The following is a 24536-nucleotide window of genomic DNA, read 5'->3' as shown; positions in this document are numbered from 1 at the left end:
CATGTCCGCTTCATGTCCCGAAGAGTCAGGCGCCACAAGGGTGTAACCGTATACATGGGGCGTGAAGGATGTGCTAATTTCCCCCCTTTCACGGGAGAGGCCCATTCACCATGTTCGAGCGTCAGCGTCGCACCAAGATCCTTGCCACCCTCGGTCCGGCGACCGACCCGCCGGGCGTGCTGGAGGATCTGTTCCGCGCCGGCGTGAACGTGGTGCGCCTCAACTTCAGCCACGGTGACCCGTCCGGCCAGGCCAAGCGCGCCGCCGACGTGCGCGCCGCCGCCGCCCGCGTGGGCGTGGAAGTGGGCATCCTGGCCGACCTGCCGGGCCCGAAGATCCGCATCGAGCGCTTTGCCGAAGGCAAGGTGTTCCTGAAGGCCGGTGACCGTTTCGACCTGATCGCCAATGAAAACGCCGGCCCCGGCGATGCCAGCCAGGTGGGCGTGAGCTACCTGGGCCTGCCGCAGGACGTGGGCCCCGGCGACGTGCTGCTGCTCGATGACGGCCTGATGCAGCTGCAGGTGGTGGAAGTGCAGGGCGAGCGCATCATCAACACCGTGCTCAACGACGGCGCCCTGTCCGACCGCAAGGGCCTGAACAAGCAGGGTGGCGGCCTGTCGCTGGGCGCGCTGACCGAGCGCGACAAGGAACTGATCGGCATCGTTGCCAAGATCGGCGTGGATTTCATCGCGGTCTCGTTCTGCCGCAACGCGCAGGACATGAACGACGCCCGTGACATCGCCCGTTCGCACGGCTGCGATGCTGCCCTGGTGTCGAAGATCGAGCGCACCGAAGCCATCGAGAACCTGGAAGAAATCGTCGAGGCCAGCGACGTGGTGATGGTGGCCCGTGGCGACCTGGGCGTGGAAATCGGCGATGCCGAACTGCCGGGCCTGCAGAAGAAGATCATCAAGGCCTCGCTGGCGCAGAACAAGGTGGTGATCACCGCCACGCAGATGCTGCAGTCGATGGTGGAAAGCCCCATTCCGACCCGCGCCGAAGTGCTGGACGTGGCCAACTCGGTCATCGACGGTACCGATGCGGTGATGCTGTCGGCCGAAACCGCCGCCGGTGCCTACCCGGTGAAGGCCGTGGAGGCCATGGCGCGCATCTGCCTGGGTGCCGAACGCCAGTTCCAGACCGAAACCGACTTCAATGCCTCGCCGCGCAACCTGGAACGTGCCGACCAGGCCATCGCCATGGCCACCATGTTCCTGTCCCAGCACGTGGGCGTGCGCGCCATCGTGGCGATGACCGAATCCGGTGGCACCGCCCGTTACCTGTCGCGTTTCCGCGCCAAGGCGCCGGTGTTCGCGGTCACCCGCCACGACGGCGCCCGCCGCCAGATGGCGCTGATGCGCGATGTCTACCCGATCAACTTCGACAGCCGCGGCCTGACCCCGCGCGAAGCCGCGCGTGGCAGCATCCGCCTGCTGGTGGAATCGGAACTGCTGCAGGCCGGTGATCGTGTCGTGTTCACCAGTGGCGAGCACATGGAAACCCTGGGTGCCACCAACACCCTGCGTCTGCTGGAAGTGGGCGAAGACGGCCGCGCCAGCGGTCTGGGCGACCTGTAAGCGCAGCCGCCGGGCCACGCCACACAGGGTCAGATCCCCGCAGGGGCTCTGACCCCGCTCTGCCCCGAGGTCGCAGGACAGAAATTGTCCTGCGCACATCTGGAATCGTTTCCATCCTGTCCTCCACGTCGGGGCAACGGGTGGCGGGGCTATAATTGCGTTTTTCCCGCACCCGCCACAGGAAATACATGAGCATCGAACAGCTGGCCGAAACCGCCCAGGCCATGGTCGCCCCGGGCAAGGGCATCATCGCGATCGACGAATCCACCGCTACCATCGCCAAGCGTTTCGCCGGCGTGGGTATCGAGAACACCGAGGAAAACCGTCGCGCCTACCGCGAGCTGCTGCTGACCACGCCGAAGCTCAACGAGCACATTTCCGGCGCCATCCTGTACGACGAAACCATCCGCCAGGCCACCAAGGACGGCGTGCCGTTCGCCAAGTACATGGCCGACCACGGCATGATTCCGGGCATCAAGGTGGACAAGGGTGCGCACCCGCTGGCCGGCTGCCCGGGCGAGCTGGTCACCGAAGGCCTGGACGGCCTGCGCGAGCGCCTGCAGGAGTACTACAAGCTGGGTGCCCGTTTCGCCAAGTGGCGCGCGGTCATCAACATCGGTGACAACACCCCGTCGGGCACCTGCATCGAATCCAACGCCCACGCGCTGGCCCGCTACGCCGCCCTGTGCCAGGAATGCGGCCTGGTGCCGATGGTCGAGCCGGAAGTGATCATGGACGGCGACCATGACATCGAAACCTGCTACGAAGTGACCGAAGCCACCCTGCGCTCGCTGTTCGACGCGCTGTACCAGCAGAACGTGCTGCTGGAAGGCACCATCCTGAAGGCCTCGATGGTCATCTCGGGCAAGGGTTGCGACGAGCAGGCCGACGTGGAAGAAGTGGCCGAATCGACCGTGATGTGCCTGAAGAGCACCGTGCCGGCCATCCTGCCGGGCGTGGTGTTCCTGTCCGGCGGCCAGAGCGACGAGCAGTCCACCGAGCATCTGAACGCGATGAACCAGCTGGGCAACCTGCCGTGGCCGCTCAGCTTCTCCTACGGCCGTGCCATGCAGCAGGCCGCGCTGAAGCTGTGGGCCAAGGATATGAAGGGCAACTACGCCGCTGCACAGAAGACCGTGTACGAGCGCGCCAAGGACAACGGCCTGGCCGCCCTGGGCAAGTGGAACGGCTGAGCCGCGCCATCGCCTGAGCAGTAATGGACGCCGGCCCTGTGCCGGCGTCTTCATTTGCGGGTATCGTTGCGCTGCAGCGGGTGCCGTGCCGGTACCCGGTTTCCAGGGAAAGGAGCAGCAGCACATGCGCAAGGCCGCCATCGTGATCGCCATTGCCACCGTCGTGGCCGTGGCCGGCTGCAACCGTCTTCCCGGCAGCAGTGTGGAGGCCGGCAAGGCCCCGCCGCTGGCGCTGGACAAGCCGCTGTCCGGTGAAATCACCGCACGCAGCGCACTCAACTACAACGATGGCAGCCACTACCAGGTCTACGCGCTGGCCCTGCAGGACAAGCAGCGGGTGGGCATCAAGCTGACCGGGACGCTCAACGGCTCCATCAGCGTGTTCGACAACGGCACCCTGGTGGCCAGCAGCCGCAGCGGCTATGAAAGTGGCGACGAAGTCTCGGTGGCGTTCCGCGCCGACGGCAGCGGCACCTACCAGGTGGCGGTGAACGCCGAAGGTCCCGATGCGTTCGGGCCGTTCCGGCTGCGCGCCGAAACCCTGCAGCCCTATGACGGCACGCCGATCGTCGGCGCCGGCCGCATCAACGACCTGCTGCTGGACGAAACACAGGACTACACGCTGAAGGTGGACAGCCCCGGCCTGTACGAGATCCAGCTGCGTTCGGACGCCTTCGATACCCTGTTGTCGCTGAAGGGCAATGGCCAGGAAAGCGAAAACGATGACGGCGGCGAAGGCACCGATTCGCGCATCACCCTGCCGCTGCAGCCCGGCGAGTACACGCTTACCGTGCGCGGGCTGGGCGACGGCGACCAGGGCGCCTTCAGCCTGGAGGCCACGCGCAGCGTCATGCCGGACAACCTGGTCGATACCGATGGCACCACGCTGCCTCGCAACGGCAGCGTCTACACGCTGCTGGAAGGCGAAGGCCGCCGCCGTTTCCTGCTGACTCTGGACGAACCGGCCGAGGTGCAGCTGGATGCGGTGTCCAGCCAGGTCGACACCGTGCTGCGCCTGGTCGGTGGTGAGATCGAGCGCAGCGATGACGACGGTGGCAACGGAACCGACGCGCACCTGCAGGAAACCCTGCCGGCCGGCCACTACACGGTGGACGTGAGCAACCTGAGCGAAACCAGCGGCCTGGTGGAAATCAAGGTGCGCTGATCGCGCTCAGTGCGCGGCCGCGAAGCCGGCATCACCCACCGGCGGCAGCGGCAGGATGCGCTCGGCCTCCACCGCCTGGCCGGCGGCGGCCAGCGCCTGCTGGTAGGCCTTGGCGGTGGCGGTGTTGAAGGCCACCAGCACGATGCGCATCGGCTGTGCGTGGCTGCGCTGCCACGCCAGCGTTTCAGTCACGGCTACCTGCGCGGCCTGGTACAGCGGGTAGCCGTACACGCCGCAGCTGATGGCGGGAAACGCAATGGACTGCACGCCCAGCGATTCGGCCATCTGCAGCGATTTCCAGTAGCAGTTGGCCAGCAGCGCCGGTTCGTCGCGCTGGCCGTCGTGCCAGACCGGGCCCACGGTGTGCAGCACATGCTTGGCCGGCAGTGCATGGCCGGCGGTGGCGCGCACTTCGCCGGTGGGGCAGCGCACGCCGGGCCGCAGCTGCGGCAGCTGCTCGCATTCCTGCAGCAGGCCCGGGCCTGCCGCGCGGTGGATCGCACCATCCACGCCGCCGCCGCCCAGCAGCGATTCATTGGCCGCGTTGACGATCGCATCCACCGCCAGGGTCGTGATGTCGCCCTGCCACACTTCGATCTTCATGCGTCCGTCTCCTGCCTGTCGGTTGTTCCGCGCATCCTCCGCGCTGGCTGTGCCCACGGTAGGGCACAGGGCATGGATGCTGCGTCATGACCGTCTCACAACCTGCGATCCGGTCTTCACGCACGATGGCGGCAATTACCTTCACGCAGGCTGAAGCAGAAAGGGGTCAGATCCTCTTCCGCATGGAAAAGGCGCTGCCCCCCATCATTGCGCCACGCCGGTGGGGTCAGAGCCCTGTCCCTGCGGGAAAGGGATCCGACCCCGTGCGTGGTTACGGTAGTAGAAAGGGGTCAGATCCTTTTCCGCATGGAAAAGGCTCTGACCCCCATCATTGCGCCACGCCGGTGGGGTCAGAGCCCTGTCCCTGCGGGAAAGGGATCCGACCCCGTGTGTGGTTACGGCAGGCCGGCCAGCCAGTCGTCGTCGGAACCTTCGTTCACATCGGCAAACAGCGGCGTGGAGAAGTAGCGTTCACCGGTATCGGGCAGCATCGCCAGAATGACCGAGCCCGCTTCGGCGCGGCTGGCCACGTCCAGCGCGCTGGCCACGGTGGCGCCGGCCGAGATACCCACGAACAGACCTTCCTCGGCGGCCAGGCGGCGCGCGGTGGCGATGGCGCGTTCGTCTTCCACGGTCAGCAGTTCATCCACCACATCGCGGTTCAGCACATCGGGCACGAAATCCGGGGTCCAGCCCTGGATCTTGTGCGGCTTCCAGTCATCGCCCTTCAGCAACGCGGCGCCGGCCGGTTCGGTGGCCACGATGCGCGTCTGCGGGCGTGCCACCTTCAGCACTTCGCCCACACCGGTGAGCGTGCCGCCGGTGCCCCAGCCGCTTACGAAGTAATCCAGGCGCTTGCCGGCGAAATCGCGCAGGATCTCCGCGGCGGTGGTGTTGCGGTGGTAGGCCGGGTTGGCCGGGTTGGCGAACTGGCTGGCGAGGAACCAGCCATGCTGTTCGGCCAGCTCGCGCGCTTTGCGCACCATGCCGCTGCCGCGTTCGGCGGCCGGGGTCAGGATCACCTTGGCACCGTAGGCACGCATCAGCTTGCGGCGTTCGATGGAGAAGGTTTCCACCATGGTGGCCACGAACTTGTAGCCGCGGGCGGCGGCGACCATGGCCAGGGCCACGCCGGTATTGCCCGAGGTGGCCTCCACGATGGTGTCGCCGGGCTTGAGCAGGCCGCGCGCTTCGGCGTCCAGGATGATGGCCAGGGCCAGGCGGTCCTTCACCGAACCGCCCGGATTGAACGATTCGACCTTGGCGTACAGGGCCACGCCCTGCGGCGCCAGGCGCTGCAGCTTGACGATGGGGGTATTGCCGATGGTGTCCAGGATGGAGTCGTACAGGGCCATGGAAGCGCTCCAGAAGCAGGCCGCGCCGGGCTGCGGCGGGCGGAAGAGGGGAGGGCTGGCCGTCCAGGCCAGCGGCTGCCGGCTGACCGTAGCGCCGGCATATGACACCCGGAAATGACCAGATACCTTTCTTAAACAACCTTTGGTTATAAGCTGGTGACGGGAATTGACCCTAGAGTGGACCTCCGCCCCCGCCGCCCGCCCGCCATGACGCTCACCCAGCTGCGCTACCTGGTCGCCATCGCCGATGCCGAGCTGAACATCACGCTCGCCGCCTCGCGCGTGCACGCCACCCAGCCCGGCCTGTCCAAACAGCTCAAGCAGCTGGAGGACGAGCTGGGTTTCCTGTTGTTCGTGCGCAAGGGGCGCAGCCTGGAATCGGTCACCCCGGCCGGGACCGAGGTCATCACCCGCGCCCGCGCGGTGCTGGCCGAGGCCAACAACATCCGCACCTATGCCGCCAACCAGCGGCGCGAAAGCCAGGGCCAGCTGATCCTGACCACCACCCACACCCAGGCGCGCTTCGTGCTGCCGCCGGCGGTGGCGGCGATCAAGCAGGCGTACCCGCAGGTAAGCGTGCATCTGCAGCAGGCCGGCGAAGCCGATGCGCTGGACCGGCTCAACCAGGGCGATGCCGATATCGCCATCATCAGTACCGCCGGCAGCGAACCGACCGACGGTATTGCCGTGCCGTTGTTCCGCTGGCGCCGGTTGGTGGTGGTGCCCAAGGGCCACCCGCTGGACCGCGCCGGCCGCGCGCCGGACCTGGCCGCGTTGGCGCGCCAACCGTTGATCAGCTACGAGTCGTCCACGCGTCCAAATTCGTCGCTGCAGCGTGCGTTCGCCGCGCAGGGGCTGGTGCCTGATCTGGCCCTGACGGCGCTGGATGCGGACCTGATCAAGACCTATGTGCGCACCGGTCTGGGCGTGGGCCTGCTGGCGGAGATGGCGGTCAGTGCCTACGACGAAGATCTGAAATCGTGGCCGGCGCCGCAGCCGATCACCGAATGCATTGCGTGGGCGGTGCTGCCGCGTGATCGCGTGCTGCGTGACTACGCGTTGGAACTGGTGCACGTGCTGGCCCCACAGATCGACCCGCGCGACCTGCGCCGGGTCCTGGACGGCAACCAGGCCGCCGCATGGCCGCAGCCCCCCACCTGGGAATCACTGACCCAGACCATCACGGTCTAAGGGGAGGGGCGTTGCAGGGCTGCGCCCTGCACCCGCTCAACGTCAACTTCAACGTCAAAAGCGGCATTCCGTGGGATGGCGGGGCGGTGTGGGTGGGCAGGACACGCCGTAAACCCGTCCATGGGGGCTCGTAGGCGCCATCCATGGCGCCTGCGGTCCTGCCCATCCACACCGCCCCGCCTCTGACAGGTTCCTGCGATCTGCCGGAACCGCATTTTGCTCTGGTAAGTGTCGACCTTGGTCGACACATCTGTCAGATATCGAATGGATTCATCCGTGTCGACCAAGGTCGACACCTACCGGGGCAGAGCGCCGTGCCGTTCCGCCAGATCGCGGCCAACTGTCGAAGGCGGGGGGGCCGGTTGCGGGGGTATCCGCGCCATGGATGGCGCGGCTAAGCCCCCATGGACGGGTTTACGGCGTCCCCCGCAACCGGACCCACCCCGCCATCCCACGGAATGCACGCTTTTGACGTTGACGTTGACGTTGCCGTTGCATTGAGCAGGTGCAGGGCGCAGCCCTGCCAAAAACCCCCAACCCCTGCGACGGTTCGTCGCACGGCCAACTCTGGACCGGGCTCTACACTAGCGCGGTGAACCGCCTGTCGCGCCCGCAACGCCTCCTGCTGCAGCTTGCCTTCGTGGCAACGCTGCTGATGGTGCTTGCGCCGCTGGTCAGCCGCGCGCTGCAGGCGCCGGAGCATCATGCGCCTGCGCATGCGCAGATCGATCAGATGTCGCCGGCCATGCATGCCCACATGCACCACGGCAGCATGGCTGAAGAACACGGCGCGCTGCATGCACAACCGGATTCAACTCCACCGGCCGATCCGCATGCCATGCACGGCGAGGCCTGCGAGTACTGCGTGCTGGCCATGCGTCTGCTGCCGTGGCTGGCGGTGGCGCTGCTGCTGGTGCCACTGCTGTGGCGGCCGAGTGTACTGTTCGCGCCGCTGCTGCCCCTGCTGCCCCCCCAACACTGGCCCGCGCATGCCGCGCGCGGCCCGCCGCTGCGCTCCATCGTCCGCTGAGTTCCCATTCAATCCGCCGCACGACGCCTGACCGGGCGCCGTGCGCGCGTGCGTACCCTGGAGTTGTCTGCATGAAAAACCTGTCCCGCCCCGCGGGCGCGTCCGCGCGCCTGCCGGTTGCCCTCGGCCTCGCCGTGGCCGCTTCGCTGGCCCATGCCGCGCCCGCTGACGAAGCGCGCACCCTCGATACCCTGGTGGTGACTGCCGCCGCCCCGTCTTCTCCACTGCACTGGGTGACCGATCCGCGGCTGCCGCGGCAGCCGGTGCCGGCCAGTGATGGCGCCGATTACCTGAAGACCGTTCCTGGTTTTTCCGCCATCCGCAACGGCGGCACCAATGGCGACCCGGTGCTGCGCGGCATGTTCGGGTCGCGCCTGAACATCCTCAGCAACGATGGCAACCTGATCGGCGCGTGCCCCTCGCGCATGGACAACCCGCTGTCGTACATCGCGCCGGAAAGCTTCGACCGTCTGACCATCATCAAGGGCCCGCAGAGCGTGCGCTGGGGCGCGGGTGCCTCGGCCGGCACCATCCGTTTCGAACGTGATACGCCGCGCTTCGACCAGCCCGGCCTGCGCGCCGATGCCAGTGCGCTGGTCGGCTCGCGCAACCGCAACGACCAGGTGCTGGACCTGACCGTGGGCAATCCCAGCGGCTATGTGCGCGCCAGCGGCAACCGTTCCGAAGCCGATGACTACAAGGATGGCCATGGTGCCGTGGTGCCTTCGAAGTGGCGCAAGTGGAACGGCGATGTGGCGCTGGGCTGGACGCCCGATGCCGATACGCTGCTGGAAGTGTCCGCCGGCGCTGGCGATGCCATCGCGCGCTATGCCGGCCGTGGCATGGACGGTGCGGCCTTCGAACGCACCACCTTCGGCGCGCGCTTCGAGAAGCGCAACCTGCCCGGTGCATGGGACACGTTGCAGGCCAACGTGTACTACAACGAAGCCGACCACGTGATGGACAACTACACGCTGCGCACGCCCAACCCCGACAGCAGCATGCCCATGCCGATGGCCTCCAATGTCGACCGGCGCACCCAGGGCGGCCGCATCAGTTCCGAATGGCGCTGGCAGGACGTGCAGCTGGTGGCCGGCGTGGATGCTGAAGACGGCCGCCACCGCGGTCGCGTGGGCATGGGCCGCAACACCTACCAGAACGCGGCCTGGAGCCGTGATGCCGACTTCGCACGGCAGGGCGTATTCACCGAACTGACTCTGGGCGCCGACACCGCGCAGCGCTGGATCAGCGGGCTGCGCATCGACCGTGCGCGCGTGCGCGATACGCGCGCGCAGATCAGCGGCATGATGATGGACATGCCCAACCCCACGGCCGGGCAGCAGCGCCGGCAGTGGCTGGGCAGCGGCTTCCTGCGCTACGAACAGGACCTGGCCCAGGGCCTGACCGCCTACGCGGGCCTGGGCCACAGCGAGCGCATGCCGGATTACTGGGAGCTGTTTTCGCCCGATGCCGGACCGGACGGCAGCGTGAATGCTTTCGCCGGCATCCAGCCCGAACGCACTACCCAGCTCGACGTGGGCCTGCAGTACAACGGGCCGCGGGTGCAGGCCTGGGTGTCGGCCTACGCCGGGCAGATCCAGGACTACATCCTGTTCACCTATCGCAGCGGCGGCATGATGGGCAGCAGCAGCCAGGCCGACAACATCGACGCGCGCATCGCCGGTGCCGAAGCCGGGCTGAAACTGCAGTTGGACCAGCAGTGGTCGTTGGGCAGTACCCTGGCGTATGCCTGGGGCGAAAACCGCGATGCACACCGCCCGCTGCCGCAGATGCCGCCGCTGGAAGCGCGCCTGAGCGCCGATTGGCAGGGCCAGCGCTGGAGTGCCGGTGCCCTGCTGCGCGCGGTCACCGCCCAACATCGGGTGGCCGCAGGGCAGGGCAATGTGGTGGCGCAGGATCTGGGCCCCAGCGCGGGTTTTGCCACCTTAGCGCTCAATGCAGCTTATCGCTTCAGCGCGCAACTGCAGCTCAGTGCCGGCGTGGACAATCTGTTTGATCGCGCCTACAGCGAACACCTGAACCTGGCCGGCAGCGCCGACTTCGGTTTCCCGGCCGATCCGGTACGCATCAACGAGCCCGGGCGCAGCCTGTGGATGAAGGTGAACTACCGGTATTGATCCGCCGGGCAGGGCCCGGCGCTACCCATGCACCGGGCAAAAAAACGGGGTCGGACCCCGCCAGGGCCGACCCCTGCCTGGCGCCCTCAGCCTGGCAGGTTTGACTGTACGATGGCACCGGCACGCGCGGGCGCGCTGGATACATCCCGACATACACCGACACCACGGCGGCAAACCTTGCATGGAACGGGTTCCCGGCGCTATCGCGCGGCAGGTTCCACGCCGGTAAACGCTTGGCACATACCGATTTCATGGGGCGGTGCCTACACTCGGCGGCCGTGGATCAATCAGGACTGTGCATGTTGGCTCGTATCGCTTCCCCCCTGGCCCTTGGCCTCGGCCTGGCCCTTCTGGCCGGCTGTGCAGGCAAGCCGGAGGCTGCCGCACGCCGGCAGGGTGAAGCCGTACCGGTCACTGCACAGGTTGTGCAGCCCACCCAGTGGAACGACACGCTGCAGGCACTGGGCACGGCCAAGGCGCGCGAATCGATCAGCGTGACCGCCAAGGTCAGCGAGATCGTGGACCGCGTGCATTTCGAAAGCGGCCAGCAGGTGGCCGCCGGCGCGCCCATCGTCACCCTGCGCGGCCAGGCCCAGCAGGCTGCGCTCAGCCAGGCCCAGGCCACGTTTGCCGAAGCCGACCAGCTGTACAAGCGCCAGCGCGAACTGGCCACCCAGCGCCTGGTGTCCAGTGCCACGCTGGATACGCAGAAAGCGATCCGCGATGCGGCCGAAGCGCGCGTGGCGGAAATGCAGTCGGAAATCGGTGACCGCCGCGTGCGCGCACCGTTTGCCGGCGTGCTCGGCATCCGCCAGGTCAGCCCCGGCTCGCTGGTCACGCCCACCACGGTCATCGCCACGCTGGATGACATCGAGCGCATGCACGTCGATTTCCAGGTGCCGGAAGTGGAGCTGGCCGCGCTGTCCACGGGTGACAAGGTCAGCGCCACCAGCGTGGCCTGGCCGGGCCGCACCTTCGAAGGCGAGGTGAGCACCATCGATGCGCGCATCGATCCGGCCACCCGTGCGGTGACCGTGCGCGCCGATTTCGCCAATGCCGACCACGCGCTGCGTCCCGGCATGCTGCTGGATGTGCGCCTGTTCCGCCCCGAGCGCCCGGCACTGGTGGTGCCGGAAATCGCGGTGGTGCAGGTCGGGCGCGATTCGTATGTGTACCGCCTGAAGAACGACGACACGGTGGAGCGCGCCGACGTGGTGATTGGTGCGCGCCGCTCGGGCGTGGTGGAAATCCGCCAGGGCCTGGAGCCTGGGCAGCGCATCGTGGTTGATGGCACCGGCAAGCTGCGCCCGGGTCTGAAGGTGGCGGCATCCAACGCGGCCGCCGCCAACGATGCGCAGGCGCCGTCTGAAACCACCCCGGCCGCCGCCGAGGGCCAGGGCGGATGAAGCTTTCGGACATCTCCATCCAGCGGCCGGTGTTTGCCGTGGTGATGAGCCTGCTGCTGCTGGTGCTGGGCATCATGTCCTTCACTCGCCTGACCCTGCGCGAACTGCCGGCCATCGATCCGCCCATCGTCTCGGTGTCGGTGGATTACACTGGCGCGTCGGCGGCGGTCATCGAAAGCCGCATCACCCAGGTGCTGGAAGACGCGCTGGCCGGTATCGAAGGTATCGACACCATCAACGCGCGCAGCACCAACGGGCGCTCGCAGGTCAGCATCGAATTCACTTCCAACCGCGATATCGAAGCGGCCGCCAACGACGTGCGCGACGCCGTCAGCCGCGTGGCCGACCGCATGCCCGAAGAGGCGCGCCCGCCGGAAATCGCCAAGGTGGAAAGCGATGCCGATCCGATCATCTGGTTCAACATGTCCTCCACCACCATGGACACGCTGGAACTGAGCGATTACGCCGATCGCTACGTGGTTGATCGCTTTTCCAGCCTGGACGGCGTGGCCCAGGTGCGTATCGGTGGCCGCCAGCGCTATGCCATGCGCATCTGGCTGGACCGCGACCAGCTGGCCGCGCGCGGGCTGACCACCGGCGATGTGGAAACCGCCCTGCGCAACGAGAACGTGGAACTGCCCGCTGGCCGCATCGAATCGGCCGACCGCGATTTCACCCTGCGCGTAGAGCGCAACTACGTCAAACCCGAAGACTTCGCCACCATTCCCCTGGGCAAGGGCGCCGACGGCTACGTGGTGCGCATGGGCGACGTGGCCAAGATCGAACTGGCCTCGGCCGAACGCCGCGCCTATTTCCGCAGCAACGGCGAACCGGGCGTGGGCCTGGGCATCGTCAAGACCTCCACCGCCAACTCGCTGGACGTGGCCCGTGCCGCGCGCGCTGAAGCAGAAAAGGTCGCCGCCACGCTGCCTGAAGGCACGCAGATCGTGGTCACCTTCGACAACACCACCTTCATCGAAGCGGCGGTGGACCGCGTGTACGCCACGCTGGTGGAAGCGATGCTGCTGGTGCTGGCGGTCATCTGGCTGTTCCTGGGCAGCTTCCGTGCCGCATTGATTCCGGCGGTGACGGTGCCGGTGTGTCTGGTCGCAGCGTTCATCGCGCTGTACGCCTTCGATTTCTCCATCAACCTGCTCACCCTGCTGGCGCTGGTGCTGTGTATCGGTCTGGTGGTGGACGATGCGATCGTGGTGGTGGAAAACGTGCAGCGCCGCATCGACCTGGGCGAACCACCGCTGGTGGCATCCAAGCGCGGCACCACCCAGGTCGCCTTCGCGGTCATCGCCACCACCGCTGTGCTGGTGGCCGTGTTCCTGCCGGTGGGCTTCCTGGAAGGCAATACCGGGCGCCTGTTCCGCGAACTGGCGGTGGCGCTGGCCGCGGCGGTGGCGCTGTCGGCGTTCGTGGCCCTCACGCTTACCCCGATGATGGCCTCCAAGCTGCTGAAGCCGCATACCGGGCAGGCACCGCGCGGCCTGCATGGCTTCATCAACCGCAACCTGGACCGCCTGGCCGCCGGCTATGGCCGCGTGCTGGACCACCACGTTGATCGCACCTGGATCTACCTGGTGGTGATGGCCGCTGCGCTGCTGGCCACCTGGGGGCTGATGAAGATCCTGCCCTCGGAACTGGCCCCGGCCGAAGACCGCGGTTCGTTCCAGATCATGATCGACGGCCCCGAAGGCGCCGGCTACGACTACACCGTGCAGCAGGTGCAGCAGGTGGAAGCGCTGCTGGCCCCGCACGTGGGTGCCGACAAGACCATCGCCCGTGCCAACCCGCGCGTGCCCGGCGGCTTCGGTGCCAGCGAGGAAATGCACACCGGCCGCGTAAGCGTGTTCCTGCAGCCGTGGCGCCAGCGCAGCGAAAACACCGTGGACGTGGCCAACGAACTGCAGAAGGAACTGGACACCCTGCGTGGCGTGCGCGTGCGCACCCAGGTCGGTGGCGGCCTGGTGCGCAGTGGCGGGCAGCCGTTCCAGATCGTGCTGGGCGGGCCGGAATACGCGGAAATCGCCCAGTGGCGCGACCGCATCCTGCTGCGCATGGCCGACAACCCCGGTCTGGTCGGCCCCGATTCGGACTACAAGGAAACCCGCCCGCAGATGCGGGTGAACATCGACCGCCAGCGTGCGGCCGACCTGGGTGTGCCGGTTACCGCCATTGGTTCGGCGCTGGAAACCATGATGGGTTCGCGCCGCGTCACCACCTTCGTTGACAACGGCGAAGAGTACGACGTGCTGGTGCAGGCCGGCCGCGAGGGCCGCGCCAGCCCGGCCGACCTGGCCGCCATCCGCGTGCGCGCCAACTCCGGCGAACTGGTGCCGCTGTCCAACCTGGTCACGCTGAGCGAAGTGGCCGAAGCGGGCACGCTGAACCGCTTCAACCGCCTGCGCTCGATCACCATCAGCGCCGGTCTGGCGCCCGGCTACCCGCTGGGTGAAGCCATCGCCTGGGCGCAGCAGGTCAGCCGCGAAGAACTGCCGCAGTACGCGCAGATCAACTGGAAGGGCGAATCGCGCGAGTACCAGAGCGCCGGTGGCGCGGTGCTGCTCACCTTCGCCATGGCCCTGCTGGTGGTGTACCTGGTGTTGGCCGCGCAGTTTGAAAGTTTCATTCATCCGCTCACCATCATGCTGACCGTGCCGCTGGGCGTGCTCGGTGCACTGGTCGGCCTGTGGGTGAGTAGCGGCACGGTGAACCTGTTCAGTCAGATCGGCATCGTCATGCTGGTCGGCCTGGCCGCGAAGAACGGCATCCTGATCGTGGAATTCGCCAACCAGCTGCGCGATGACGGGCGCACCGTGCGCCAGGCCATCATCGAATCGGCCATGGTGCGCCTGCGCCCGATCCTGATGACCTCGATCGCCACCGTGGTCGGTGCCATTCCGCTGGTGGTGGCCGGTGGCCCCGGCTCGGCCAGCCGAGGCACCATCGGCATCGTGATCATCTTCGGCGTCACCCTGTCCACCTTCCTGTCGCTGTTCGTGGTGCCGGCGTTCTACGCGCGCCTGGCCCCGTACACCCGTTCGCCCGAAGCGGTGAAGCGCGAACTGGAAAAGCAGGAAGCCGAATCGCCCTCGGTCGGCGGTCATGCCTGACCGGCACGCCGACGGGGTGCCGGACGGGGGCGGATCCCTTTCCCAACGGGAAAGGGCGCTGCCCCCCAGGCTCCAAGGCGAAGGCTTCATCCTTCGCCCTTGGCACCCCAACGACCTGGACTCGCTGCTGCAGCACGCCAACGACCCCGAGGTATCGCGCGGCCTGCGCGACCGCTTCCCGTACCCGTACACCCGCGACGACGGCCTGGCCTTCCTGGCCGGGCGCGTATTGGCGGCCAGCACGCTGAACCTGGCCATTGAAATCGACGGCCAGGCCTGTGGCAGCGTGGGCGCCCAGCCGGGCAGCGCAGAACGCGGGCACAGCGCCGAATTGGGGTATTGGTTGGGCAGGGCGCATTGGGGGCAGGGCGTGATGACCCGCGTGGTGGCCCTGTTCGCGCCCTGGGTGATGGACGAGCTGCGCCTGTTCAGACTGCAGGCCGAAGTCCTGGATTTCAACGAAGGTTCGGCCCGCGTGCTGCTGGCCAACGGCTTCAGCGAAGAGGGCACGGCCCGCTGCGCGGTGTACAAGCGCGGCCAGCTGCACGACCTGCGTCGTTTCGCCCGGGTGCGCACCCAGCTGCCCTGAACGGCCAGGGGTCAGATCCCTTTTCGCCAGAAAAGGGCTCTGACCCCATTCCACGGTTACCGCCTGGTGGGTGCGAACCTTGGTTCGCACCGCTCCTGCCGCTATCGCCCCGGTCCGCGATCAGGGAGAATCGGTGCCGTCCCTTCCAGCCGACGGGACGTCCCCCAACCCGCCGACTGGAGAGAGCGCGCGTGGAAGCAACCGTACATTTCATCAACAGCATCATCTGGAGCAAGGCACTGATCGTGGTGTGCCTGGGCGCCGGCCTGTTCTTCAGCCTGCGCACGCGCTTCATGCAGCTGCGCGGCTTCTTCGAGATGTGCCGCCTGACCGTGAAGGGTGAGAAATCCGACGCCGGCGTGTCGTCCTTCCAGGCCCTGGCCATGTCCATGGCCGGCCGCATGGGCATCGGCAACATCGCCGGCGTGGCCACCGCCATCGCCTTCGGCGGCCCCGGTGCGATCTTCTGGATGTGGGTGATGGGCTTCCTCGGCGCGTCCACCTCGTACGTGGAATGCACCCTGGCGCAGATCTACAAGACCAAGGACGCCGAAGGCCGCTACCGCGGTGGCCCGGCCTACTACATCGAAAAGGCGATGGGCCTGAAGTGGTACGCCCTGGCCTTCGCCGGTGCCACGATCATCGCGGCCGGCTTCCTGATGCCGGGCGTGCAGGCCAATGCCATCGCTGACAGCGTCATCAACGCCTGCCGCGGCACCGCGCTGTGCGGTCCGCTGGATGGCCAGGCCTTCGGCATGGACCAGGTGCAGGCGCTGAAGCTGGGCATCGGCATCGTGGTGGCCCTGCTGCTGGGCGTGGTCATCTTCGGTGGCGTCAAGCGCATCGCCAACTTCGCCGAAGTGGTGGTGCCGTTCATGGCCGCCGGCTTCATCCTGATGGCCATCGTCATCATGATCATCAATGCCGACCGCGTGCCGGAAATGTTCGGCATCATCTTCGACAGCGCCTTCGGTACCCATGCAGCTTTCGGCGCCATGATGGGCCTGGCCATCGAGTGGGGCATCAAGCGCGGCATCTACGCCAACGAAGCCGGTCAGGGTTCGGGCCCGCACGCCGCAGCAGCCTCGGAAGTGTCGCACCCGGCCAAGCAGGGCTACGTGCAGGCCTTCGCCATCTACTTCGACACCATGATGGTGTGCACCGCCACCGCCTTCCTGATCCTGGCCAGCGGTACCTACAACGTCTATTCGCCGGTGGAAGGCGCTGCGCCGATCTTCCAGGGCCTGGCCGGCATTCCCGAAGGCGCCGGCTATGCGCAGGCGGGCGTGGAAGCGGTGCTGCCGGGCTGGGGTTCGGCCTTCGTGTCCATCGCCATCTTCTTCTTCGCCTTCACCACGATCATGGCCTATTACTACATGGCCGAAACCAACCTGACCTACGTCAACCACAACAAGAAGCGCCCGTTCACCGTGCTGGTGCTGCGCCTGGGCATCCTGGCCATGGTCGTGTTCGGTGCCTTCCACAACGCCACCCTGGCCTGGGCGCTGGGTGACATCGGCGTGGGCCTGATGGCCTGGCTGAACATCATCGCCATCCTCATCATCCAGAAGCCGGCCATGCTGGCCCTGCGTGATTACGAACGACAGAAGAAGCTGGGCCTGGACCCGGTGTTCGACCCCGATGCACTGGGGATCAAGAACGCCGATTTCTGGCGCCAGCGCAAGCAGGAGACCGTGTAAGTGAACAACCCCTGGAACAACCGCCGCCCGTCCGCCCGTCCGCCGCGCGCCACACCGTTGCCGCGCCAGGAAGGGCAGGGCAGTGGCGGTGGTGCAGGCGCCGGTGGGCGTGGCAATGACGAACTGCGCCTGTACGGCCTGAATGCCGTGCTGGCCGCGTTCGACGCCCGCCCGCAGGCATTGCGCAAGCTGTACCTGCTGGAGGCGCGCATTCCGCGCCTGCAGCCGCTGCTGAAGTGGTGCGTGGCCAACCGCGTGGGCTACCGCGTGGTGGAAGACGGCGATCTGAACAAGCTGGCCGGCACCACCCACCACGAAGGCGTGGTGGCCGACGTGCTGCGCGCACCTGCGCTGGAACTGGCGCAGTGGCTGCAGCAGGCGGGCGATGGCCCGGCGCTGGCGCTGTGGCTGGATGGCGTGGGCAACCCGCACAACCTGGGCGCGATTCTGCGTTCGGCCGCGCACTTCGGGGTGAAGGCCCTGCTGCTGCCGGCCGGCAGCACGCTGGCCCTGTCCGGCGCCGCCGCGCGCGTGGCCGAAGGCGGTGCCGAAGCCGTGCCGCTGGTGCAGTTGCCCGACGATGCGCAGGCCATGGCGCAGCTGCGTGCGGCCGGTTTCGGCCTGGCCGCCACCCTGGTGGACGGCGGCGAAGACGTGTTCCGTGCCACGTTGCCGGCGCGCCTGGTGTACGTGATGGGCGCCGAAGGCGAGGGCATGGACCGCGAACTGGCCGGTCTGTGTGACCAGCAGGTGTCGATTCCGGGCAGCGGCGCGGTGGAAAGCCTGAATGTCGCATCTGCCACGGCAGTGCTGCTGGCGCAGTGGGCCAGCCGTCGCATGTGATGCTGTGGCGGGGTCGTAGCCCTTGCCCATGGCAAGGGATACGACCCCTTCGCGCAGGGTCGGATCCCTCGCCGCAGGCGGGGGCTCTGACCCCAGGCCGCAGACTTGCCTCACACGCCAATGCGTAAAGCGCGCATGACGTTTTGAAAGTTTCCTTATTGGTCCGCCGTTCCCGGCGACGCAGGGTGGAAGTCCAACCCACGTTGTCCAGGAGTGGCTGTCATGCATCACCCGCGTTCTACCCTTGCCGTTGCCCTGCTGCTGGCCTGCACGCTGCACAGTGCCAGTGCGCTGGCCCAGCAACACAGCCTGGAAGGCGTCAACTTCACCGGCCCGCTGATCACCCCCAATCCCGCCGGCATGGCGGCCGGGCACTGGTACATCGAACCCTATCTGGTGCGCGTGGACAGCCGCGCGTACTTCGACGACAGCGGCGATCGCCACCGCAGCGATGAACGCAGCGGCGCCTGGGCAGTGGTGGTGCCCATTGCCTACGGCTTCAGCGAACGGGTCACCGGCCAGGTCAACCTGAGCGCCTCGCGCGCCGAATCGGGCAGCACCCACAGCAGCGGCTTCCGCGCCGGCGATACCACCGCGCGCCTGCAGTACCTGCTGCAGGCCCCGAGTGCCGATGGCACCACCCCGGCCGTTTCGCTGGCCTTGGTGCAGCGCTTCAGCACCGGCAGCCACGACCGCATCACCGGCAATGCGCTGGATGCGCAGGGTGATGGCGTGCAGCGCACCACCCTGGCGCTGGGCATGCAGAAGGTGGAATGGATGGCCAACGACCGACCGCTGCGCTGGCGCGCGCAGTTCAGTGCCGGCCCTGCACCGTCGCGCACGGCCATTTCCGGCGCCAGCGTGTATGGCACTGAACGTGGCTTCCAGGGCCACATCGCGCGCGGCTCGGTGCTGGGGCTGTCGGTCGGTGCCGAGTACAGCTTCAATTCGCGCTGGGTCGGGGTCATGGAGTTCGCGGCCAGCCGCGAATCGGGCCAGCGCCTGACCGGCTTTGCGCCGGGCGCAGATGGTCAGGTGCGGCGCATCGACGAGCGACGCCCTGCCAGTCACAGCCTCACCCTGGCGCCGGCGGTGGAATACCACTTCAGCCCCTCGCTGGGGTTGATCGCCGGCGTGGAAGTGACCGTGGCCGGGCGCAACAGCGGCCGCATCATCAGCCCCCAGGTCGCCCTGGGCATGTTCTTCTAAGGGGGCGCGCCATGACTGTCGAATCCATCGTCAACAGTGTGCTGGGCGTGGTCTGGAGCCCTCTGCTGGTGGTGTTGTGCCTGCTGGCCGGGCTGTACTTCAGCATCCGCACCCGTTTCATCCAGCTGCGCGCGCTGCCGGACATGCTGCGCCTGATGTTCCGCCATGAACGTTCCGAGGCGGGCGTATCGCCGTTCCAGGCCTTGTCGTTGTCGCTGTCCAGCCGGGTGGGCGTGGGCAACATCGCCGGCGTGGCCATGGCCATCGCGTTCGGCGGCCCGGGCGCCATTTTCTGGATGTGGATCGTGGCGTTCCTCGGCGCCTCCAGCGCCTTCATCGAATCCACCCTGGCGCAGATCTACAAGGACCGCGATGGCAAGGGCCAGTATCGCGGCGGGCCGGCGTACTACATCGAAAAGGGCCTGGGCCAGCGCTGGTATGCGGTGCTGTTTGCGGTGGTCACGGTGATGGCCGGGGCGATGCTGGCCGGTACCCAGTCCAACGCCATCACCAGCGCGGTGAACGAAGCCTGGAATGTGCCGGTGGCGGCGACCACGGGCGTACTGCTGGTGGTGCTGGCCGTGGTGCTGTTCGGCGGCGTGCGCCGCATTGCCCGCGTGGCCGAATGGGTGGTGCCGATCATGGCCGTGGCCTATCTGGGCGTGACCGCGGTGGTCATGGTCATCAATGCGGACAAGCTGCCCGAGGTCATCCTGCTGGTGGTGCGCAGCGCCTTCGGCGTGGATGCGGCCTTCGGCGCGATGATCGGCACGGCCATCCAGTGGGGCGTGCGCCGTGGCGTGCTGTCCAACGAAGCGGGCATGGGCAGTGGCGCGCATCCGGCCGCTGCCGCAGAGGTCTCGCATCCGGTGAAGCAGGGCTTGGTGCAGTCGTTCTCGGTCTACATCGACACCCTGGTGGTGTGCAGCGCCACCGCCTTCCTGATCCTGTCCACCGGCCTGTACAACGTGTACGACCCAGCCGTGAACGGCATTCCCGATGAGGCGCGGCTGCTGCTGGGCAATCTGCCGGGCGTGGAGGCTGGGCCGCGCTTCGTGCAGCACGCGGTGGAATCGGCATTGCCGGGCTTCGGTCGCTCGTTCGTGGCGCTGGCGATCCTGCCGTTCGCGTTCACCACCATCCTGGCGCTGTACTACATGGCCGAAACCAACGTCAGCTACCTGTGCCGCGACCGCCCCCGCCCGTGGGTGATGGGGGTGTTCCAGCTGCTGTTCCTGGCCGCCACCGGCTATTCGGCCATGAACAGCGCCACCGTGGCCTGGTCGCTGGGCGATATCGGCGTGGGCATGATGAGCTGGTTGAACATCATCGCCATCGTACTGCTGCAGAAACCCGCGCTGGCCGCGCTGCGCGATTACGAGCAGCAGAAGCGCAACAAGCGCGATCCGTTGTTCAACCCGCAGAAGATCGGCGTACGCAACACGCGGGTCTGGGAGGGCTGACGCGATCAGGGTCAGAGCCCTCGCCATGGGCGAGGGATCTGACCCCACGCAATCGCCTGGTGGGTGCGAACCTTGGTTCGCACCGCTCTTGCCCCGGCGCTACCGCATCACTCGTTCGGCGGAACCGTCGCCTTGGCCTCACTGCCAAAGCTGCCATCGGCTTCGGCGGCCAGATACGCAAACACGGTGTACGCGGCCACGTTCTGCGCCAGCGCCTTCGGGTCGATCTTGTCCAGGGTGTCGTCGGCGGTGTGGTGCAGGTGGAAATAGTCCGACCCATCCTGTGCCAGCCACGCCCATGCGCCGCCCTTGGCCGCCAGCGGGCCCACGTCCGGGCCCGGGCCGCCCTTGTCGGCCTGGTACTCGATGCCCAGCGGCTTCATCACCTCGGCAATCTGCTTGGTCGCCTCGCGCGACCCTTCCGGGTTCGGCGAACCGGTGTTGAACGCATAGATGCGCCCGGCACCGAAGTCGCTCTCGGCAGCCAGCTGGTGCAGGGCCACGTCCTTGGCGTGTGCTTCGGCATAGGCCTTGCCGCCGTACAGACCCTGTTCCTCGTTGGCGAAGGCAATCACCCGGATCGTGCGCTTCGGCGCTTGCTTCAGCTGGCCGATCAGATGGCCAGCGGCCATGGTGATGCCCACGCCGGCGCCATCATCCACTGCGCCGGTACCCAGGTCCCACGAATCCAGGTGGCCGCCAATCACCACCACTTCCTTGGGCAGGCTGCGCCCGGTGATCTCACCGATCACGTTGTACGAGGTGGCGGTGCCATCCCAGCCGCAGTCCAGCGCCACCTTCACCGTGGTGCTGCCACGGGCCAGCAGGCGGGCCAGCTGGTCGGCATCGGGCACCGACAGCGCGGCAGACGGCACCGGGGTCAGGCCATCGTCGAAACGGGTGATGCCGGTGTGCGGCACGCGGTGCGAATCGGTACCGGCCGAGCGCATCAGGAAGCCGACCGCTCCCTTGCGGATGGCCTCGGACGGGCCCTTGCTGCGGATCGCGCCGCCACGGCCGTAGTCGCGGCCATCGCGGAACGGCAGCATCTGGTAATCGACGAAGGCGATCTTGCCCTTCAGCGAACCGGCTGGCGCGGCCTGCAGGGCGGCCAGGTCGGCAAAGCGCACCACCTCGGCTTCCACGGTGCCGCCGGGGCTGCCGCCCAGCGCGGTGATCTGCAGCGGCTGCGGGTTCTTGCCGGTCACCGCGGCGTGTTCACTGCGGCGTTCCCACTTGGGGAAAGTGACCGGTTCCTTCCAGACCTTGTCAAAGCCCAGTGCCTTGAACTTGGCTTCGGCCCAGGCCACGGCGCGGGCATCGGCCTCGCTGCCAGCAATACGCGGGCCGATTTCGGTGGTCAGCGATTCGACCACCTTCCAGCCGGTGTCATCGGCCAGCGCCTGGTCGCGCAGCTGCGCAGCCGTGGCCAGCGAGGCCGGGGGCAGGGTGGTGGTGCGGGGCGCCGCAAACGCAGGCGCGGCCAACAGGGCGAGGGACGATGCGATGGCAAGAATGCGGCGACGCATGGACAGCTCCGGGAAGGGTGTAAGCCTTGGAGCTTAACAGTCGTTCAGCGCCGCGCATGGGTGGGAGGTCACGGTGGCGGCGAACGCTGTTTTCCGGCCATGAGCGGCAAAGCGGTAGCGCCGGGCCATGCCCGGCGGAGGTCCACGATCCGCTTCGCTCGCCGGGCATGGCCCGGCGCTACCTTGATTATCGTCCCGCCCAGTCGAGCATGGTTCGACTCTGCAGGTACGCGGGGCGCGCGATGGCGCCCGGCACGTTATTTCTTCAGGCTGTCGCGGATTTCGCGCAGCAGCAACACGTCTTCCGGCGTGGCGGCCGGGGCGGCTTCCTTTTTGCGCGACAGGCGGTTGATCACCTTGATCACCAGGAAGATGGCGAAGGCCACGATGATGAACTGCACCAGGGTGTTGAGGAAATCGCCGTAGCCGATCACCACCGCTGGAATTTCCTTGCCATCCGGACCGATGCTGGCCGGTGACAGCACCCACGCCAGGTCAGAGAAATCCACCTTGCCGATCAGCATGCCCAACGGCGGCATGATGATTTTTTCCACCAGCGCGGTGACGATCTTGCCGAAGGCTGCGCCAATCACCACGCCCACGGCGAGGTCGATGACGTTGCCGCGCATCGCGAATTCCTTGAACTCGGTAAGCATTCCCATTGTTGTTCTTCTCCAGAGGGCGAGGGGACAGGCGCAGGGTAACGCAGCAGATGTCAGCCAGCGATGACGCCGTGGCGCTCGGCCACGTTTTCCAGGCGTGCGCTGAAACGGTCGCCCGGCTTCAGTGCGGCCACGCCCGACGGCGTGCCCATGAACACCAGATCGCCCGCGCGCAGCTGCCACAGCTTGGACAGCTCATGCAGGATCTCCGGCACGTTCCAGATCATCTGGTCCAGCAGCGATTGCTGGCGCACTTCGCCGTTCACTTCCAGCGAAAGATTCAGGGCGGCCAGATCACCGACTTCGCCGGCGTGCACGATTTCGCTGATCGGCGCGGAGGCATCAAAGCCCTTGGCCGAATCCCACGGGTGGCCCTTTTCCTTGGCGGCGGCCTGCAGGTCGCGGCGGGTCAGGTCCAGGCCCACGGCATAGCCGTACACCAGTGCGTCGGCATCGGCCACGGCCAGCTCACCGGCCGGCGCGTCGCGGCCGATCGCCACCACCAGCTCCACCTCGTGGTGCAGGTTGGCAGTGGCCGGCGGGTAAGGAATCACATCGTCATGGCCGACCACGATGGCATCGGCGGGCTTGGTGAAGAACATCGGCCGGCCGCGATCATCGGCGGCCGGAACCGCGGCCCCCATTTCGCGCGCGTGGTCGGCGAAGTTGCGGCCCACGCAGTACACACGGTGCACGGGGAAGCTGCCACCGCCCACCACGGGAACGCGGGGCACGGCGGGGGCGGCAATCACATCGGAAACATCGGACATGCGGACATCCAGGAAGGGCGTGCCCGCAGTCTAGAACTTAACGATACCCGCCGTCAGCGGGTGCGCGCCTTCAACGCGGCGAGGACAGCGCCGATTTGCGCACCACGCGGTACTCACCTTCCACCACGTTGGGGTCGGCGGCACGGCCAGCGCTGGCCGGCTTGCGCGAGGCCAGCAGCTTCCACGCCAGGCCGATCAAAATCATCGCTGCACCCACGAAAACGCCCACGAAAACCATGGCGGCCAGGATGGCCAAGCCCAGCAGGCCCACGGCAATGCGCACCAGCGGGTTACGCGGCTTGCGCGGCGCGAACAGGGTACGGAAGTGGTGGACGGCGGATGCGCGAGTAAACATGGCGGCTCGATAGGCTGAAATCAGCGAACCGTCAGTATCGGGAGGCGCCACTGTCATTGAGTGAAAAAGTCGTTAAACATAGCCTTGGCTTATTACCAATCAATGACTTGTGTTCATGTGGGAGCCAGTGAGCTAAGCGCGCGTGCGACAATGCCGCTTTACGTTCGAGCCTTCGCCATGATGACCCCTGCTGCCGCCCTCATTGCTCTGGAAGCCCTTGCCGATGGGGCCTTTGCCGAGGTTGAGGCGCTGGTGGACGGCGATGCCGAATCGGTGGTGCTGTACCGCGACGGCAGCCAGGTGCGCGCCTTCCTGAACATCTGCCCGCATGCCGGCCGCCGCCTGGACTGGGCGCCGGGACAGTTCCTGAAAAGCCGCGAAGGCCATCTGGTGTGCGCCGCGCATGGCGCATCGTTCGCGCTGGACAGCGGCGATTGCGTGGCGGGCCCGTGCAAGGGCGATCGTCTGCGCGCGGTGCCGGTGAATGTGCGCGACGGGCAGGTTTACCTGGCCTGAGGCCAGGTCCGGGGTCGGATCCGTTTTCCGCAGGAAAACGGCTCTGACCCCATCGGGCCGGAAGCAGTCGAGCATGGCTCGACGCTACAAAAGCTGTGTCGACCAAGGTCGACACCTACC

General features: G+C 67.2%; 20 protein-coding genes. 14 read left to right on the top strand and 6 right to left on the bottom strand.

Going from position 1 to position 24536, the window contains the following annotated elements; genetic code table 11:
* Positions 1–110: 110 nt before the first annotated feature.
* The 3 genes from pyk (at position 111) to C1932_RS15520 (ending at position 3935) form a co-directional block, all read left to right on the top strand.
* Entirely contained in the window at positions 111–1577 is a 1467-nt protein-coding gene (pyk, locus tag C1932_RS15530) for a pyruvate kinase (RefSeq protein ID WP_108753995.1), read from the top strand.
* 188 nt (positions 1578–1765) lie between these two features.
* The gene (locus tag C1932_RS15525) at positions 1766–2770 is read left to right on the top strand and encodes a class I fructose-bisphosphate aldolase (RefSeq protein WP_108753994.1); all 1005 of its coding nucleotides are present in this window, start codon (positions 1766–1768) and stop codon (positions 2768–2770) included.
* Between the two features lie 124 nt (positions 2771–2894).
* Entirely contained in the window at positions 2895–3935 is a 1041-nt protein-coding gene (locus tag C1932_RS15520) for an ABC transporter substrate-binding protein (RefSeq protein WP_108762767.1), read from the top strand.
* A 6-nt stretch (positions 3936–3941) separates the two neighbouring features.
* Here the strand turns inward: C1932_RS15520 and C1932_RS15515 are convergent, their stop codons facing one another.
* Positions 3942–4538 (bottom strand): O-acetyl-ADP-ribose deacetylase, encoded by a 597-nt coding sequence (locus tag C1932_RS15515; protein WP_108753992.1) that lies wholly within the window; start codon positions 4536–4538, stop codon positions 3942–3944.
* A 395-nt stretch (positions 4539–4933) separates the two neighbouring features.
* Positions 4934–5893, bottom strand: coding sequence for a cysteine synthase A (gene cysK, locus C1932_RS15510; protein ID WP_108762766.1), 960 nt, complete (start codon positions 5891–5893; stop codon positions 4934–4936).
* 207 nt (positions 5894–6100) lie between these two features.
* On the opposite strand from cysK, the gene C1932_RS15505 reads away from it, so the two are divergent.
* The 10 genes from C1932_RS15505 to C1932_RS15460 all read left to right on the top strand — a co-directional run bounded on the left by C1932_RS15505 (position 6101) and on the right by C1932_RS15460 (position 20584).
* A complete protein-coding gene (locus C1932_RS15505) occupies positions 6101–7084 on the top strand; it encodes a LysR family transcriptional regulator (RefSeq protein WP_108762765.1) in 984 nt (327 codons plus the stop codon).
* A 592-nt stretch (positions 7085–7676) separates the two neighbouring features.
* Positions 7677–8114: a DUF2946 family protein gene (locus tag C1932_RS15500; RefSeq protein WP_108762764.1), complete on the top strand. Its 438-nt coding sequence runs from the start codon at positions 7677–7679 to the stop codon at positions 8112–8114.
* Positions 8115–8185: 71 nt separating this feature from the next.
* Complete coding sequence (locus C1932_RS15495) at positions 8186–10252, top strand: TonB-dependent copper receptor (RefSeq protein ID WP_108762763.1); 2067 nt, start codon at positions 8186–8188, stop codon at positions 10250–10252.
* A 299-nt stretch (positions 10253–10551) separates the two neighbouring features.
* Positions 10552–11658 (top strand): efflux RND transporter periplasmic adaptor subunit, encoded by a 1107-nt coding sequence (locus tag C1932_RS15490; RefSeq protein WP_108762762.1) that lies wholly within the window; start codon positions 10552–10554, stop codon positions 11656–11658.
* Positions 11655–14780 (top strand): efflux RND transporter permease subunit, encoded by a 3126-nt coding sequence (locus C1932_RS15485; RefSeq protein ID WP_108762761.1) that lies wholly within the window; start codon positions 11655–11657, stop codon positions 14778–14780. The genes C1932_RS15490 and C1932_RS15485 overlap by 4 nt, the downstream gene beginning before the upstream one ends.
* Positions 14773–15369 carry a GNAT family protein gene (locus tag C1932_RS15480; protein WP_108762760.1) on the top strand — a complete coding sequence of 199 codons (597 nt, stop codon included), beginning with the start codon at positions 14773–14775 and terminating at the stop codon, positions 15367–15369. Before C1932_RS15485 ends, C1932_RS15480 begins: the two co-directional genes overlap by 8 nt.
* Before the next feature lie 191 nt (positions 15370–15560).
* Positions 15561–17069: an alanine/glycine:cation symporter family protein gene (locus C1932_RS15475; protein WP_108762759.1), complete on the top strand. Its 1509-nt coding sequence runs from the start codon at positions 15561–15563 to the stop codon at positions 17067–17069.
* The gene (locus tag C1932_RS15470) at positions 17070–17912 is read left to right on the top strand and encodes a TrmH family RNA methyltransferase (protein WP_108762758.1); all 843 of its coding nucleotides are present in this window, start codon (positions 17070–17072) and stop codon (positions 17910–17912) included.
* A 222-nt stretch (positions 17913–18134) separates the two neighbouring features.
* The gene (locus C1932_RS15465; RefSeq protein ID WP_108762757.1) at positions 18135–19121 is read left to right on the top strand and encodes a hypothetical protein; all 987 of its coding nucleotides are present in this window, start codon (positions 18135–18137) and stop codon (positions 19119–19121) included.
* A gap of 11 nt (positions 19122–19132) precedes the next feature.
* A complete protein-coding gene (locus C1932_RS15460) occupies positions 19133–20584 on the top strand; it encodes an alanine/glycine:cation symporter family protein (RefSeq protein WP_108762756.1) in 1452 nt (483 codons plus the stop codon).
* 107 nt (positions 20585–20691) lie between these two features.
* Here C1932_RS15460 and C1932_RS15455 read toward each other — a convergent pair whose 3' ends face one another.
* The 4 genes from C1932_RS15455 to C1932_RS15440 all read right to left on the bottom strand — a co-directional run bounded on the left by C1932_RS15455 (position 20692) and on the right by C1932_RS15440 (position 23900).
* On the bottom strand, positions 20692–22113 hold the full coding sequence (locus tag C1932_RS15455) for a M28 family peptidase (RefSeq protein ID WP_108757021.1): 1422 nt from the start codon (positions 22111–22113) through the stop codon (positions 20692–20694).
* 257 nt (positions 22114–22370) lie between these two features.
* Complete coding sequence (mscL, locus tag C1932_RS15450; RefSeq protein WP_108762755.1) at positions 22371–22775, bottom strand: large-conductance mechanosensitive channel protein MscL; 405 nt, start codon at positions 22773–22775, stop codon at positions 22371–22373.
* 53 nt (positions 22776–22828) lie between these two features.
* Positions 22829–23545, bottom strand: a complete 717-nt coding sequence (locus tag C1932_RS15445) for a fumarylacetoacetate hydrolase family protein (RefSeq protein WP_108750915.1) — start codon at positions 23543–23545, stop codon at positions 22829–22831.
* 70 nt (positions 23546–23615) lie between these two features.
* Entirely contained in the window at positions 23616–23900 is a 285-nt protein-coding gene (locus tag C1932_RS15440) for a hypothetical protein (RefSeq protein ID WP_108762754.1), read from the bottom strand.
* A 180-nt stretch (positions 23901–24080) separates the two neighbouring features.
* Here C1932_RS15440 and C1932_RS15435 point away from each other — a divergent pair, with 180 nt between their 5' ends.
* The gene (locus C1932_RS15435; RefSeq protein ID WP_108763468.1) at positions 24081–24416 is read left to right on the top strand and encodes a Rieske (2Fe-2S) protein; all 336 of its coding nucleotides are present in this window, start codon (positions 24081–24083) and stop codon (positions 24414–24416) included.
* Positions 24417–24536: the final 120 nt, after the last annotated feature.

The organism is Stenotrophomonas sp. YAU14D1_LEIMI4_1 (genome assembly GCF_003086815.1).
In the GTDB taxonomy this organism is placed as follows: domain Bacteria; phylum Pseudomonadota; class Gammaproteobacteria; order Xanthomonadales; family Xanthomonadaceae; genus Stenotrophomonas.
Note: the sequence above shows the minus strand (reverse complement) of the source record. Positions and strands in the feature narration are given on the sequence as shown.

Bases quoted from the DNA above. Each gene is read 5' to 3' on its own strand.
- C1932_RS15455 (WP_108757021.1), bottom strand. From the start codon at position 22,113: ATGCGTCGCCGCATTCTTGCCATCGCATCGTCCCTCGCCCTGTTGGCC.
- C1932_RS15445 (WP_108750915.1), bottom strand. From the start codon at position 23,545: ATGTCCGATGTTTCCGATGTGATTGCCGCCCCCGCCGTGCCCCGCGTT.
- C1932_RS15460 (WP_108762756.1), top strand. From the start codon at position 19,133: ATGACTGTCGAATCCATCGTCAACAGTGTGCTGGGCGTGGTCTGGAGC.
- C1932_RS15490 (WP_108762762.1), top strand. From the start codon at position 10,552: ATGTTGGCTCGTATCGCTTCCCCCCTGGCCCTTGGCCTCGGCCTGGCC.
- C1932_RS15495 (WP_108762763.1), top strand. From the start codon at position 8,186: ATGAAAAACCTGTCCCGCCCCGCGGGCGCGTCCGCGCGCCTGCCGGTT.
- C1932_RS15515 (WP_108753992.1), bottom strand. From the start codon at position 4,538: ATGAAGATCGAAGTGTGGCAGGGCGACATCACGACCCTGGCGGTGGAT.
- mscL (WP_108762755.1), bottom strand. From the start codon at position 22,775: ATGGGAATGCTTACCGAGTTCAAGGAATTCGCGATGCGCGGCAACGTC.
- C1932_RS15465 (WP_108762757.1), top strand. From the start codon at position 18,135: ATGCATCACCCGCGTTCTACCCTTGCCGTTGCCCTGCTGCTGGCCTGC.
- C1932_RS15485 (WP_108762761.1), top strand. From the start codon at position 11,655: ATGAAGCTTTCGGACATCTCCATCCAGCGGCCGGTGTTTGCCGTGGTG.
- C1932_RS15480 (WP_108762760.1), top strand. From the start codon at position 14,773: ATGCCTGACCGGCACGCCGACGGGGTGCCGGACGGGGGCGGATCCCTT.
- C1932_RS15525 (WP_108753994.1), top strand. From the start codon at position 1,766: ATGAGCATCGAACAGCTGGCCGAAACCGCCCAGGCCATGGTCGCCCCG.
- C1932_RS15435 (WP_108763468.1), top strand. From the start codon at position 24,081: ATGACCCCTGCTGCCGCCCTCATTGCTCTGGAAGCCCTTGCCGATGGG.
- C1932_RS15440 (WP_108762754.1), bottom strand. From the start codon at position 23,900: ATGTTTACTCGCGCATCCGCCGTCCACCACTTCCGTACCCTGTTCGCG.
- pyk (WP_108753995.1), top strand. From the start codon at position 111: ATGTTCGAGCGTCAGCGTCGCACCAAGATCCTTGCCACCCTCGGTCCG.
- C1932_RS15505 (WP_108762765.1), top strand. From the start codon at position 6,101: ATGACGCTCACCCAGCTGCGCTACCTGGTCGCCATCGCCGATGCCGAG.
- C1932_RS15520 (WP_108762767.1), top strand. From the start codon at position 2,895: ATGCGCAAGGCCGCCATCGTGATCGCCATTGCCACCGTCGTGGCCGTG.
- cysK (WP_108762766.1), bottom strand. From the start codon at position 5,893: ATGGCCCTGTACGACTCCATCCTGGACACCATCGGCAATACCCCCATC.